The 12885-nt window shown below is 66.2% G+C and carries 12 protein-coding genes; 7 read left to right on the forward strand and 5 right to left on the reverse strand.

The annotated features are described in order from the left end of the window. Positions 1-101 precede the first annotated feature (101 nt). Complete coding sequence (ade, locus tag DKT70_RS02860; RefSeq protein ID WP_111557703.1) at positions 102-1799, forward strand: adenine deaminase; 1698 nt, start codon at positions 102-104, stop codon at positions 1797-1799. Here ade and DKT70_RS02865 read toward each other — a convergent pair whose 3' ends face one another. After that, the gene (locus DKT70_RS02865) at positions 1800-2381 is read right to left on the reverse strand and encodes a (d)CMP kinase (protein WP_111557704.1); all 582 of its coding nucleotides are present in this window, start codon (positions 2379-2381) and stop codon (positions 1800-1802) included. A 213-nt stretch (positions 2382-2594) separates the two neighbouring features. Here DKT70_RS02865 and DKT70_RS02870 point away from each other — a divergent pair, with 213 nt between their 5' ends. After that, complete coding sequence (locus tag DKT70_RS02870; protein ID WP_111557705.1) at positions 2595-3353, forward strand: helix-turn-helix transcriptional regulator; 759 nt, start codon at positions 2595-2597, stop codon at positions 3351-3353. 227 nt (positions 3354-3580) lie between these two features. Here DKT70_RS02870 and tsf read toward each other — a convergent pair whose 3' ends face one another. Beyond that, a complete protein-coding gene (gene tsf / locus DKT70_RS02875) occupies positions 3581-4459 on the reverse strand; it encodes a translation elongation factor Ts (RefSeq protein ID WP_111557706.1) in 879 nt (292 codons plus the stop codon). A gap of 82 nt (positions 4460-4541) precedes the next feature. Next, entirely contained in the window at positions 4542-5309 is a 768-nt protein-coding gene (rpsB, locus tag DKT70_RS02880; RefSeq protein ID WP_111557707.1) for a 30S ribosomal protein S2, read from the reverse strand. A gap of 278 nt (positions 5310-5587) precedes the next feature. Between rpsB and eda the strand changes: the two genes are divergently transcribed. Together eda and DKT70_RS02890 are read left to right on the forward strand one after the other, a co-directional pair. After that, positions 5588-6232 (forward strand): bifunctional 4-hydroxy-2-oxoglutarate aldolase/2-dehydro-3-deoxy-phosphogluconate aldolase, encoded by a 645-nt coding sequence (gene eda, locus DKT70_RS02885; protein ID WP_111557708.1) that lies wholly within the window; start codon positions 5588-5590, stop codon positions 6230-6232. A 7-nt stretch (positions 6233-6239) separates the two neighbouring features. Beyond that, positions 6240-7442 carry an MFS transporter gene (locus tag DKT70_RS02890; RefSeq protein ID WP_111557709.1) on the forward strand — a complete coding sequence of 401 codons (1203 nt, stop codon included), beginning with the start codon at positions 6240-6242 and terminating at the stop codon, positions 7440-7442. Positions 7443-7446: 4 nt separating this feature from the next. On the opposite strand, the gene xseA is transcribed toward DKT70_RS02890, so the two are convergent. Further along, entirely contained in the window at positions 7447-9015 is a 1569-nt protein-coding gene (xseA, locus tag DKT70_RS02895; RefSeq protein WP_111557710.1) for an exodeoxyribonuclease VII large subunit, read from the reverse strand. A 62-nt stretch (positions 9016-9077) separates the two neighbouring features. Here xseA and purD point away from each other — a divergent pair, with 62 nt between their 5' ends. Next, entirely contained in the window at positions 9078-10334 is a 1257-nt protein-coding gene (gene purD, locus DKT70_RS02900; RefSeq protein WP_111557711.1) for a phosphoribosylamine--glycine ligase, read from the forward strand. 54 nt (positions 10335-10388) lie between these two features. On the opposite strand, the gene DKT70_RS02905 is transcribed toward purD, so the two are convergent. After that, positions 10389-11408, reverse strand: a complete 1020-nt coding sequence (locus DKT70_RS02905; RefSeq protein WP_111557712.1) for a ribose-phosphate pyrophosphokinase — start codon at positions 11406-11408, stop codon at positions 10389-10391. A gap of 86 nt (positions 11409-11494) precedes the next feature. Here DKT70_RS02905 and DKT70_RS02910 point away from each other — a divergent pair, with 86 nt between their 5' ends. Next, positions 11495-12094 carry a 2-hydroxychromene-2-carboxylate isomerase gene (locus DKT70_RS02910; protein ID WP_111557713.1) on the forward strand — a complete coding sequence of 200 codons (600 nt, stop codon included), beginning with the start codon at positions 11495-11497 and terminating at the stop codon, positions 12092-12094. Next, positions 12091-12867 (forward strand): alpha/beta fold hydrolase, encoded by a 777-nt coding sequence (locus DKT70_RS02915; protein WP_111557714.1) that lies wholly within the window; start codon positions 12091-12093, stop codon positions 12865-12867. The genes DKT70_RS02910 and DKT70_RS02915 overlap by 4 nt, the downstream gene beginning before the upstream one ends. Positions 12868-12885 lie beyond the last annotated feature (18 nt).

Here is a 12885-nt window from a genome sequence, read left to right on the forward strand (position 1 = left end):
GTCCGGGCAGGCAATCACGCGGTCCGCCCAAGGGCAAGCGGGTCTGGACGCGCCCCCCGCTTTGCTGTCATGTGGCGCACCAAAAATGATCGGAGCGGCAGATGGACGAACTGGAACGGCGTATCGCACAGGCACGGGGCGACATGCCCGCAGATCTGGTCCTGCGTGGCGGTCAGGTCTTCGACCTGGTGACCGGCGCGATGATCGGCGGCGATGTGGCGATCTGCGGCGACCGGATCGTGGGGATCGGCGCCAGCTATGACGCCCCACGCGTCATCGACGTCACCGGCCTGACGCTGGTGCCGGGTTTCATCGACACGCATCTGCATGTCGAAAGCAGCCTGGTGACCCCTTTCGAATTCGACCGCTGCGTCACCCCCCGCGGCGTCACCACCGCCATCTGCGACCCGCACGAGATCGCCAATGTCATCGGCCTGGACGGCATCCGGTATTTCCAGGCCGCATCGGAGCATCTGCTGATGGATCTGCGGGTGCAGCTGTCGTCCTGCGTGCCATCGACCGACATGGAAACCTCGGGCGCGGAAATTCTGGCCGATGACATCGCCAGCGTCATGGGCCACCCCTCGGCCATCGGGCTGGCCGAGTTCATGAATTACCCCGGCGTCATCCACCGCGATCCGGCGGCCATGGCCAAGCTGCGGCTGTTCGCGGGCGGTCATATCGACGGTCACTGTCCGCAGCTGTCGGGCCGCGACCTGAACGCCTATGTCGCCGCCGGCATCCGCACCGAACACGAAGCTACTACCGCCGACGAAGCGCTGGAGAAGCTGCGCAAGGGCATGCGGGTCCTGATCCGCGAAGGCTCGGTCAGCAAGGATCTGGACGCGCTGCAGCCCATCCTGACGCCCGCCACCAGCGCCTATCTGTGCCTGTGCACCGATGACCGCAATCCGCTGGATATCGGCGAACACGGGCATCTGGACTACATGATCCGCCGCCTGATCGCGCTTGGGACCGAACCACTGGCCGCCTATCGCGCCGCCAGCCTCTCCGCCGCCGAGGCTTTCGGTCTCAAGGATCGCGGGCTGATCGCGCCGGGCCTGCGCGCCGATATCGTCGCCATCGACGGCCTTGAGGGGTGCAACGCCCAGCTTGTCCTGACCGGCGGACGCGTCGTCGATGATGCCGCCTTCGCCGCACGCGGCCATGTCGCCCCGGTCGCGCGGCAGTCGGTCAAGGCCCCGAAGGTCGCCGCGCAGGATTTCCGCTATACCGGCAACCGCAGCGAAACGCCGGTGATCGGCATCCTCGAAGGCAAGATCATCACCGAGCATCTGACGATCGATATCACGCCCGAAGATGGCGACAAGCGCCCTGATCCGGCACGCGACCTGATGCGGATCGCGGTGATCGAACGGCACGGCAAGAACGGCAATATCGCCACGGGCTTCGTCCAAGGGTTCGGGATCGCGCGGGGGGCCATCGCCTCGACCGTCTGCCATGATCATCACAACATCGCGGTGGTGGGCGCCGATTACGCCAACATGGCGCTGGCCGCCAATCGCCTGTCCGAAATCGAGGGCGGCTTCGTTGTCGCCCTGGACGGCCGGATCATCGCCGAACTGCCCCTGCCCGTCGCCGGCCTGATGAGCCTTGATCCCTTCGAGGATGTCCGCGACCGCCTGGTCATCCTGCGCGACGCGGCCCGCGACCTGGGCGTCACGCTGGAGGAACCCTTCCTGCAACTGGCCTTCCTGGCCCTGCCGGTGATCCCCGCCCTGAAGATCACCGATCGCGGCATGGTCGATGTCGCAAAATTCGAGATCATCGCCCGCTGATCAGCGGGCCTTGCGCACCGTTTCGATGGCAAGGGCGATCGCCTGATCAACGCTGAGGGTGCTGGTGTCCAGCACCACCGCGTCATCGGCGGGGCGCAGCGGCGCCGCGGCACGTTCGCTGTCGCGGCGGTCGCGTTCCTGCAGCTGGACCAGCATCTCGGCCGGATCGGCGCCCAGTTCCGCCGCCCGCCGTTCCGCCCGCACCCGGTCCGAGGCGACGACGTAAAGCTTCACCTGCGCATGCGGGCAAATCACCGTGCCGATGTCGCGCCCGTCCAGCACCGCGCCCGGTTCCTGCGCCGCGAAACGGTGCTGAAAATCGACCAGGGCCGCCCGCACTTCGGGGATGGCAGCGATGCGGCTGGCGGCCTGCCCCGCCTCGGCGCTGCGCAGGCCGGAACCGGTCAGGTCATCGGCGCACAGGCTTTGCGCCGCCAGCACGGGGTCGCCGCCCTTGGCGCCCGTGGCACGATACAAAAGCCCGGTGTCCAGATGGTGAAAGCCGAAATGCGCCGAAAGCGCCCGCGCGATCGTCCCCTTTCCCGAAGCTGCAGGTCCGTCAATGGCGATGATGAAGGGCATGGCGGTCGTTCCGGTCTGGCATGAATGGGATTGGCCAACCCTTTGCACATCCGACCCCGAAAGGTCCAGCACCCGCTGCCCCACCCCGCCATGCGATGGAACATTACCGATTAACTGTCAGGATATATCAAGTATTCGAACCAGATTTTACTTGGAATGGGCATTCAAATGATTTCAGATTAATTGCATAAGTGTTTTGCAATATCGGTTTTCATGAAAGATTTTATCAGCGCCATCGTCGACAGTCCAGATGTGGCCGGGGTTCGCGATGTATTCCTGCAGGCGACACGGGATGCAGGCTTTGATCACGCCGTCTATGCAGGACGTTTTTCACTCAGTCTGCCGCCTTCGATCATGCGCGGCATTCCCATCACCTTCAACAATCTGACGGCGGATCTGCTGGCCCAAAGCAAGAGCCTCTATGGGGTCAATCGCGATGCCTGGGTCGAATGGGTCCTGGAAAACGACGGAGAGATCACCGCGGCCGAGTTGATCGCCCGCGTCGGACCTGAGGGTTCTCCCTCGCTGGCGATGGGCGCCCGCAACGGGCTGCACGCGGTCAAGCTGCTGAGCCTGCGCAAGATCGTCCTGCACAGCGTGGGCGCGGTCATGCTGATCCCCGGCAAGGATCGGACCGAGGATGACCTGGCGCAGCTCTGGTCGGAAAAGGCGGATGACATGTGGCTTCTGGCGCGCATGGCCCATATGCGCATCGCCACCCTGCCCCGCGAACATGCCGCGACCAACCTGACGCCCCGCCAGCGCGAGGTTCTGGGCTGGCGATCAGCCGGCAAGACCGTCAACGAGATCGGCACCATCCTTGGCATCACCGCCGCCACGGTCGAAAAGCACATGCGGCTGGCCCGCGAGGCGCTTGGCGTGGACACCACCCCTCAGGCCGTGCTGAAAGCCCATGTGACCGACCAGCTGTTCCACCCGACCTATCATCCGCTGACCCTGCACCTGCCTTAGTGCAGTAAGGGTTTCCACCGTTTCACATTGCGCAAATTTCAGGTCACATCACCCTGTTCCGTGAGTGGTGGCACCTTTGTGCCAGGAACAGGCGGCGTTCGACCTGGTTGCCTTGGTCGACGCCGCTCCAGAAACTCGGGCGCGACGATCCATGCCACCACCGATATCGCAATGACAAATGCCGGCCCCAAGGGACCGGCATTCGTGTTTCAAGCAAAAAGCGGGGATCAGGCGCCGCTGAGGGTCTTGGCGACCTCGGCTGCGAAATCCTCTTCCTTCTTCTCGATGCCTTCGCCGACGGCGACTCGGGCAAAGCCGGTGATCGTCGCGCCGGCTTCCTTGGCAGCTTCCGCCACGGTCAGGTCCGGGTTGATGACGAATTTCTGGCCGGTCAGCGTGACCTCTTCGAAGAACTTCTTCATGCGGCCTTCGATCATCTTCTCGATGACGGCCTCGGGCTTGCCGGATTCGCGTGCCTGCTCGGTCAGGACCTGCTTCTCACGCTCGACTAGGGCCTGGTCCAGATCGGCTTCACCCAGCGAAGCGGGCGAGGTTGCCGCGATGTGCATCGCGATCTGGCGACCGATCTCGTCGTTGCCGCCTTCCAGGCCGACCAGCACGCCGATCTTGCCCATGCCATCGGCGACGGCGTTATGGACGTAATGCACGACGCGGGGGGCGGTGACGACGACCATGCGGCGCAGGGTCATGTTCTCGCCGATCTTGGCGATCGCGTCGGTCAGGACTTCGGAAACCGGCTTGCCGTCGATCTTCTCGTCCTGCAGCGCCTCGACCGTGTCGACGTTCAACGCGGCTTCGGCGATCTTGCGGACCATCGCCTGGAATTCTTCGTTCTTGCCGACGAAATCGGTTTCCGAGTTCACCTCGACGGCGACGCCCTTGCCATCCTTGACGGCGACGGCGACCAGGCCCTCGGCGGCAACGCGGCCCGATTTCTTGGCAGCCTTGGCCAGACCCTTGGTGCGCAGCCAGTCGATCGACGCCTGCATGTCGCCGTCGTTCTCGGTCAGCGCCTTCTTGGCGTCCATCATGCCTGCGCCCGTGGTTTCGCGCAGCTCCTTCACCATCGCAGCGGTGATTGCCATGTTCATCTCCTTGTGATCAACGCGTCAGGCGGGGCATATCCCCGCCTGACAACAATTCCATGAAATCGCGGATCCCTGCGGATCAGGCTTCGGCGGCTGCTTCGTCCAGCAGTTCCTCGGGCGCGTCTTCCAGCGAGCCCAGATCGACGCCGGCAGCGCCCATCTGTGCCGACATGCCGTCCAGAGCGGCGCGGCTGACCAGATCGCAATACAGCGAGATGGCGCGTGCGGCGTCGTCGTTGCCCGGGATGATGTAGTCCACGCCTTCGGGCGAGCAGTTGCTGTCGACCACGGCGACGACCGGGATGCCAAGCTTCTTGGCTTCCAGGATGGCCAGGTCTTCCTTGTTGACGTCGATGACGAACAGCAGGTCGGGAAGGCCGCCCATGTCGCGGATGCCGCCCAGGCTGGCCTGCAGCTTGGTCTGCTCACGCTCGAGCTGCAGACGCTCTTTCTTGGTCAGGCCTTCGGCGCCGCCACCCATGGTCTCGTCGATCGCCTTCAGGCGGTTGATCGACTGGCTGACGGTTTTCCAGTTGGTCAGCGTGCCGCCCAGCCAACGGTGGTTCATGTAGAACTGAGCCGACTTTTCGGCGGCTTCGGCGATCGACTTCTGTGCCTGGCGCTTGGTGCCGACGAAGAGGACGCGGCCGCCTTTTGCGACGGTGTCACGGACGACCTGCAGTGCGGCGTCCAGCATCGGCAGCGTCTGCGTCAGATCCATGATGTGGATGCCGTTGCGGTCGCCATAGATGTATTCACCCATGCGGGGGTTCCAGCGCTGCGTCTGGTGACCATAGTGCACGCCAGCTTCAAGAAGCTGACGCAGCGAGAATTCGGGAAGCGCCATGAGGAGTTCCTTTCCGGTTTGCGCCTTGGCAGGGGATCAAGGGGCGGATGCCCCAACCGGTGGACCTTTGCGGCTGTTCCCGCAACGGCCCGCCCCTGCCTGTGAAGTGAGCGCGCATTAGCCCCTGCCCCGCCCGATTGCAAGGGGATTCACGCCCGGCGCTGTGGCTTTGGGATCGATAGCGGTAACATCGTGGCGGGCCGACTGTCTGTTTCGCTTGCATCAGGGGGGCCGCGGGTTCAGGTTCGGGCGCAAATCAACAGACCCGAAGGTGCGCCATGACCCCCGAAATCCAGTCGCAGAAGACCCGTGCCCTGTGCCAGCTGGCCCCCGTCATTCCGGTCATCGTCATCAAGGACGCGGCCCATGCCGCCGACCTGGCCCGTGCTCTGGTCGCCGGCGGTCTGCCCGTGCTGGAGGTGACGCTGCGCTCGGACGCGGCCCTTGATTCGATCCGCGCCATGAGCCGGATCGAGGGTGGCCATGTCGGCGCCGGCACCGTCCTGACCCCCGATGACGCCAAGCGCGCCAAGGATGCAGGTGCCAGCTTTGCCGTGTCGCCCGGCCTGACCGACCGCTTGATCCAGGCCTGCGCGGATCTGGACCTGCCGCTGCTGCCCGGTGCGGTGACCGCGTCCGAGGTGATGCGCGCATCCGACGCGGGCTTCGACATGCTGAAGTTCTTCCCGGCCGAGGCCGTGGGTGGCGCCCCCGCCCTGAAATCGCTGGCAGGCCCCCTGCCCAAGGTCAGCTTCTGCCCCACGGGCGGCGTCTCGCCCCAAAATGCGAACAGCTATCTGTCGCTGCCCAATGTCATCTGCGTGGGCGGCAGCTGGATCGTCACCGATGCCGATGTCGCCGCGGGCAACTGGCAGGCGATCGAGGATCGCGCCCGCACAGCCGCCGCCCTTCCGCGCGGCTGACCGGGCCATGACCGACGCCCTGTCGCGCACCCGGCGCAACATCGTCATCCTGGTGGCCGCCCAAGCCATCCTGGGCGCGCAGATGTCGGTCATCTTCATCATCGGCGGGTTGGCGGGCCAGATCCTGGCACCCAACCCCTGCCTGGCCACCCTGCCGCTGTCGATGATTATCCTTGGTTCGGCGCTGTCGGCACGGCCGCTGGCGCGTTTCATGCAAATTCGCGGCAGGCGGGCGGGTTTCCTGCTGGCGGTCTGCGCGGGGGGCCTGGGCGCGGCCATCGCGGCGGCAGGGCTGTGGTCGGGGTCCTTCGTGCTGTTCATGGCAGGATCGCTGCTGACCGGCATCTATATGTCGGCGCAGGGCTTCTATCGCTTTGCCGTCACCGACACCGCATCCGACGAGATGGCCCCCCGTGCCATCAGCTGGGTCATGGCGGGCGGTCTGGCCGCCGCCATCATCGGCCCCGCCATCGTGCGCATGACCAGCGATCTGACGGCCGTCCCCTTCCTGGCCAGCTATGTTGCCGTAATCGGGCTGAACCTGCTGGGACCGTTTCTATTCGCCTTTTTGGACATCCCAACGCCCCCCGCGCCCAAGGCCGGTGACGCGCCGGGCCGCCCGATGGGCCAGATCCTGCGCAACCCCGTCATCATCGTGGCGATGATCTGCGGGATGGTGTCCTATGCGCTGATGAACCTGGTCATGACCTCGACGCCGCTGGCGGTGGTGGGCTGCGGTTATGCCGCCACAGATGCGGCCAACATCGTCAGCGCCCATGTGCTGGCCATGTTCGCCCCCAGCTTCTTCACCGGCCACCTGATCGCGCGCTTTGGCACCGAACGCATCGTGGCGGTGGGCCTTGCCATTCTGGCCGCCGCGGGGGCCGTCGCCCTGTCGGGTGCAGAGTTGCCGCAGTTTTTTGGCGCGCTGGTGCTGCTGGGGATCGGCTGGAATTTTGGCTATATCGGCGCGACCGCCATGCTGACGCGCGCCCATACCGCCGCGGAACGGGGCCGCGTGCAGGGCATGAACGACCTGGTGGTCTTTGGCGGGGTCTTCGTCGCGTCGCTGTCGTCAGGCGGACTGATGAACTGCGCCGGAGGTTCGGCCCAGGACGGGTGGAGCGCGGTGAACCTGGCCATGCTGCCCCTGCTGGCGCTGGCGGGGGCATCGCTGATCTGGCTGGCGCTGCGCGACCGCAACGCCTGAGAGCTTACAGCAGCGTCTTTTGTTGCGGGTTTCCGGGCTTGGCGCGGCTTTTGGGACGGGCGGGCTTGCCCTCGGGGTGGACGGCCACGCGGCCATCGCTGAATTGGACCTCGAACCGCGGCGTCGCCTGCGCCTGCCCCGCCGAGGTCAGAAGCCCGTCCGGACCATGCACCACCGCATAGCCGCGCTTCAGCGTTTCCTCGTACCCCAGGGTCAGGCGCATCCGGTCCAGCTGGCTCAGCGCATCGCGCCTTTGCGCCACGCGGCCCTGCATCGCGCGGTCCATCCGCCGGTGCAGTTCGGTCAGGCGGTCGGTCTGTTGGGCGATGGCGCGACGGGTCGTCGCTTCGATCCGCTTCAGCGAATTTTCCAGCCTGTCCTGCAGCTGGTCCAGCCGGTCGCGCGGGCGCTCCAACCGGCGGTTGCGCGCGGTGGCAAGCCGCGTGCCAAGCCTGTCCATGTCATGTCGCTTGGTCGCGGTGAACTGGCGCAGGGTCGCCGCCGGCATGGGCCGCGATGCCAGGTGCTGACGCCGCGTCCGGACCAGGTTGCGCAGCGCCGGTTCCAGCCGGACCCCCCACAGGTCCAGCCGCTGGCGCGCGCCGTCGGTCAGCGCGGCGGGGCGGCCCATGGCGCGGGCCAGGTCGCGCAGCCGCTGGCGGGGCCGGTCGATGGCCTGCGCATTAGCCCGCAGCATCCGCAGCCCGGTCTCGGCCAGCCGCGCGGCCAGATCAGCCCGGACCGGCACGGCGATTTCCGCCGCCGCCGTCGGCGTCGGTGCCCGCCTGTCCGAGGCGAAATCGATCAGCGTCGTATCTGTTTCGTGCCCCACCGCCGAAATCAGCGGGATCGCGCTGGCGGCCGCCGCCCGCACAACCGATTCCTCGTTGAAACCCCACAGATCCTCCAGAGATCCGCCGCCCCGCGCCACGATGATCAGGTCGGGGCGTGGCACAGGCCCGTCGGGCCCAAGCGCGTTGAACCCTTCGATGGCGGCGGTGACCTGCGGCGCGCATTCCTTGCCCTGCACGGCCACAGGCCAGATCACCACGCGGGTCGAGAAGCGTTCGCGCAACCGGTGCAGGATGTCGCGGATGACGGCCCCCGAGGGCGAGGTCACCACCCCGATCACCCGCGGCAGGAAGGGCAGCACGCGTTTGCGGTCCTGGTCGAACAGCCCTTCGGCCGCCAGCGCCTTGCGGCGCTGTTCCAGCATCGCCATCAGGGCGCCGATGCCCGCGGGTTCGATCTGGTCGACGATCATCTGGTATTTCGACTGGCCGGGGAAGGTCGTCAGGCGGCCCGTCGCGATCACCTCCATGCCTTCCTCGGGGCGTTGGGCCAACTTGGCGGCCTGCCCCTTCCAGGTCACGGCGGCCAGAACCGCACGGTCATCCTTCAGGTCGAAATAGAGATGCCCCGAGGATGGACGCGACACGCGCCCCACCTCGGCCCGGACGCGGACGCGCCCGAACTGGTCCTCGATGCTGCGTTTGACGGCACCAGACAGCTGCGACACGGTGAATTCATGCGCGTTGCTGCCGTGCTCCGGCTCGTCCTCGATCAGATCCATGCGGCTTGTTCCCTTTCGCTCGCCAGACTAGAACGCCGCAAGATCAAGCGAAAGGGCGGCAGATGAATATCCTGATCCTGGGCGGTGGCGGGCGTGAACATGCACTGGCATGGGCCATCCGACAGAACCCGAAATGCGACCGGCTGATCGTCGCGCCGGGCAATGCGGGCATCGCCGAGCTGGCGGAATGCGCGGACCTGGACATCCAGTCCCGCGCCGAGGTGCTAGAGTTCGCCCAAGAGAACGCCATCGATTTCATCGTGATCGGCCCCGAAGCCCCCCTGGCCGCAGGCGTGTCCGACGCGCTGCGCAACGCGGGCTTCCTTGTCTTCGGCCCCAGCCAGGCCGCTGCCCAGCTGGAGGCGTCAAAGACCTTCACCAAGGAAATCTGTGATGCCTGCGACGCCCCCACCGCCGCATGGGCGCGCTTTACCGATGGCGCGTCGGCACGCGATTACGTCACGGCCCAAGGCGCGCCCATCGTGGTCAAGGCCGACGGGCTGGCCGCCGGCAAGGGCGTGACCGTCGCCGAGACCGTGGAACAGGCCCATGCCGCCATCGATCTGATCTTCGACGGCGAATTCGGCGAGATGTCCGTCGTCATCGAGGAATTCATGGACGGCGAGGAAGCCAGCTTCTTCATCCTCAGCGACGGTACGAACTGCCTGCCCATCGGCACCGCCCAGGACCACAAGCGCGTCGGCGACGGCGATACCGGTCCCAATACCGGTGGCATGGGCGCCTATAGCCCCGCCCCCGTCCTGACCCAGGCCCTGCAGGATCAGGTGATGGAGCGGATCGTCCGCCCCACCATTGCCGAAATGGCACGGCAGGACATGCCCTTCCAAGGCGTTCTTTACGCAGGCCTGATGATCCGGGACGGCCAGGCGCGGCTGGTCGAATACAACGTCCGCTTTGGCGATCCCGAATGCCAGGCGCTGATGATGCGGCTTGGCGGGCAGGTCCTGGACCTGCTGCTGGCCTGCGCCGAAAGTCGCCTGGACAGCGTCGCCGTCAATTGGGCCGATGACCACGCGCTGACCGTGGTGATGGCCGCCGACGGCTATCCAGGCAGCTATGCCAAGGGGACGGTCATCGGCGGCCTGAAGGACATGCCCCAGACCAGCTTCCAGATGACTTTCCATGCTGGCACCGCCGAACAGGACGGCCAGATCGTCGCCACGGGCGGGCGGGTGCTGGGCTGCACCGGGCGCGGGACGACTTTGGCCGAGGCCCACGCCCGTGCCTATGCCCTTGTCGATGCCATCGACTGGCCGCAGGGCTTCTGCCGCCGCGACATCGGCTGGCGCGCGCTTTGAATGCAAAAGGGCCGGCGCAGGTCGCGCCGGCCCTTGCCCATCCGGTTTGCCCGATCAGCTGGTCTGGTACAGGCCTTCATAGATCGGCAGCAGGGTATCGGTCTCGAACAGCGAGCTGACCGAGGTGCCGTTCCAGATGTTCAGGATCGCTTGTGTGAACATCGGCGCGGTCGGCACGATGCGGATGTTGGGGGCGTTCTTCACCGCCTCGGTCGGCTGAATCGAATCCGTGATGACCAGCGATTTCATCACCGATTTGGCCACCCGTTCGACCGCGGGGCCCGACAGGACGCCATGGGTGATATAGGCATGCACCTCGGTCGCGCCATTGTCGGTCAGGACCTGCGCGGCCTTGCAGAGCGTACCTGCCGTATCGCAGATGTCATCCACGATGATGCAGGCCTTGCCCGAGACATCGCCGATGACCTTCATCTCGGCCACTTCGCCCGCCTTCTCGCGGCGCTTGTCGACGATGGCCAGGGGCGCGCCGATGCGGGTCGCCAGTTCACGCGCGCGGGCCACGCCGCCCACGTCGGGCGAGACCACCATCAGGTCGTTCATCCGCCCCTTGAAGTGATGCTGCACGTCCAGCGCGAAGACCGGCGCGGCATAGAGGTTGTCCACCGGAATATCGAAGAAGCCCTGGATCTGGGCGGCATGCAGGTCCAGCGTCAGCACGCGGTCGACACCGGCCTCGGTCAGCAGGTTCGCGACCAGCTTGGCGCTGATGGGCGTGCGGGCCTTGGCGCGGCGGTCCTGGCGGGCATAGCCGAAATAGGGGATCACGGCGGTGATGCGCGAGGCCGACGACCGACGCAGCGCATCGGTGATGACCAGCAGTTCCATCAGGTTGTCATTGGCCGGGTTCGAGGTCGGCTGGATGACATACATGTCCTCGCCCCGGACATTCTCATAGACTTCGACGAAGATTTCCTGATCGTTGAAACGTTCGACACGGGCGTCCAGCAGGCTGACGCTCATGCCGCGATGCATGGACATGCGCCGCGCGATGGCCTTGGCCAGCGGTCGGTTCGAGTTTCCTGAGATCAGCTTGGGTTCGGTCATGACGGGCATGTGAGAATGGCCTTTGGCGGGTTGCGTCAGATTGCACCCGCCTTAGCACCGGGCTAGCCTGCGGGCAAACCTAGAAGGACGCGCCCATGCCGAATATCGACTATTATCTGGGGACGATCAGCCCTTGGTGCTATCTTGCCGGTGATCGTCTGGAACGGATCGCCGCCCGCCATGGCGCGACCATCACCTACAAGCCGCTGGACCTAATGCAGCTCTTCGACCGGACGGGCGGCCTGCCCCCGGCCAAGCGCCATTCCAGCCGGATCGAATACCGCAACCAGGAACTGCCCCGTTGGGCAGAGTATCTGGACATGCCGATCAATCTGAAACCGGCGCATTTCCCCACGAACATGGCGCCCTCCTCTTATGCGATCATCGCGGCACAGGATGCGGGCGGCGGCGATCTGCCGGGGCTGGTCCAAGGGTTCCTGCGGGCCTGCTGGGTGCAGGAACTGAACATCGCCGATGACGCGGTGATCCGCGACTTGCTGTCGGCCCACGGCTTCGACCCCAAGCTGGCCGATAGCGGGCTGTTCACCGGGGCCGAAACCTATGGCCGCAACCTGGAACAGGCGGTGCAGGCCGGGGCCTTCGGCGCGCCCTTCTACATCGTCACCGACGATGATACGCGTTTCTGGGGACAGGACCGGCTGGACATGCTGGACCGGCATCTGGCCCGGCCATGAGCGGCCTTCACAAGCGCCACTGGGCGGGCGACCCGGACCGCCCGGCCTTGGCCCTGCACTGCATGATGGCCAGCGGGTCCTATTGGGGACCGATCGCGGCGGCCCTCGGCGGTACAGTCGATCTTCAGGGTTTCGACATGCCGGGCCACGGGCGCAGCGACGACTGGTCACCGCAAGCCGGCGATCCCGATTATCACACCGCCGTCACCCGCATCGCCGCCAGCTTCATCGACCGTCCGCTGGACCTGATCGGCCACAGCATCGGTGCGACCATTGCGCTGCGCATCGCCGTGGCCGCCCCCGAAGCGATCCGCAGCCTGACCCTGATCGAGCCGGTGCTGTTCGCCGCCGCGCCCGACGCCGCCGAAGACGACCTGAACGCCCGCATCCAGGCGACGCTGGATGCGGGCGACGACCTGGCGGCGGCCCAGGCCTTCCTGTCGGTCTGGGGCAACCAGGATGTCGCCGCCCTGCCCCCCGCCGCCCAGGCTGCGCTGGTTCGTCAGATCCGGCTGGTCATGGATACCGAGCCGACGCTGCACCAGGACCGCGCCAATATCCTGCGCGACGGGGGACTTGAGGCGATCGACGCGCCGGTGCTGCTGATTTCCGGTCAGGACAGCCCCCCGGTGGTCGGTGCCATCGCCGATGCGCTGGCCGCGCGCCTGTCCGATGTCGGGCGCGCGCAGGTGCCGGGTGCGGGGCACATGCTGCCCATCACGCACCCCGATCAGGTCGCGGGGCTGATCGCGGTCAATCTGGACCGCGCCTGAGCGGAAAAGCCCCCGGCG

This window comes from Paracoccus sediminilitoris (assembly GCF_003259195.1).
In the GTDB taxonomy this organism is placed as follows: domain Bacteria; phylum Pseudomonadota; class Alphaproteobacteria; order Rhodobacterales; family Rhodobacteraceae; genus Paracoccus; species Paracoccus sediminilitoris.

Coding starts and splice junctions, on each gene's coding strand:
- ade (WP_111557703.1), top strand. CDS start 102: ATGGACGAACTGGAACGGCGTATCGCACAGGCACGGGGCGACATGCCC.
- DKT70_RS02865 (WP_111557704.1), bottom strand. CDS start 2,381: ATGCCCTTCATCATCGCCATTGACGGACCTGCAGCTTCGGGAAAGGGG.
- DKT70_RS02870 (WP_111557705.1), top strand. CDS start 2,595: ATGAAAGATTTTATCAGCGCCATCGTCGACAGTCCAGATGTGGCCGGG.
- tsf (WP_111557706.1), bottom strand. CDS start 4,459: ATGGCAATCACCGCTGCGATGGTGAAGGAGCTGCGCGAAACCACGGGC.
- rpsB (WP_111557707.1), bottom strand. CDS start 5,309: ATGGCGCTTCCCGAATTCTCGCTGCGTCAGCTTCTTGAAGCTGGCGTG.
- eda (WP_111557708.1), top strand. CDS start 5,588: ATGACCCCCGAAATCCAGTCGCAGAAGACCCGTGCCCTGTGCCAGCTG.
- DKT70_RS02890 (WP_111557709.1), top strand. CDS start 6,240: ATGACCGACGCCCTGTCGCGCACCCGGCGCAACATCGTCATCCTGGTG.
- xseA (WP_111557710.1), bottom strand. CDS start 9,015: ATGGATCTGATCGAGGACGAGCCGGAGCACGGCAGCAACGCGCATGAA.
- purD (WP_111557711.1), top strand. CDS start 9,078: ATGAATATCCTGATCCTGGGCGGTGGCGGGCGTGAACATGCACTGGCA.
- DKT70_RS02905 (WP_111557712.1), bottom strand. CDS start 11,408: ATGCCCGTCATGACCGAACCCAAGCTGATCTCAGGAAACTCGAACCGA.
- DKT70_RS02910 (WP_111557713.1), top strand. CDS start 11,495: ATGCCGAATATCGACTATTATCTGGGGACGATCAGCCCTTGGTGCTAT.
- DKT70_RS02915 (WP_111557714.1), top strand. CDS start 12,091: ATGAGCGGCCTTCACAAGCGCCACTGGGCGGGCGACCCGGACCGCCCG.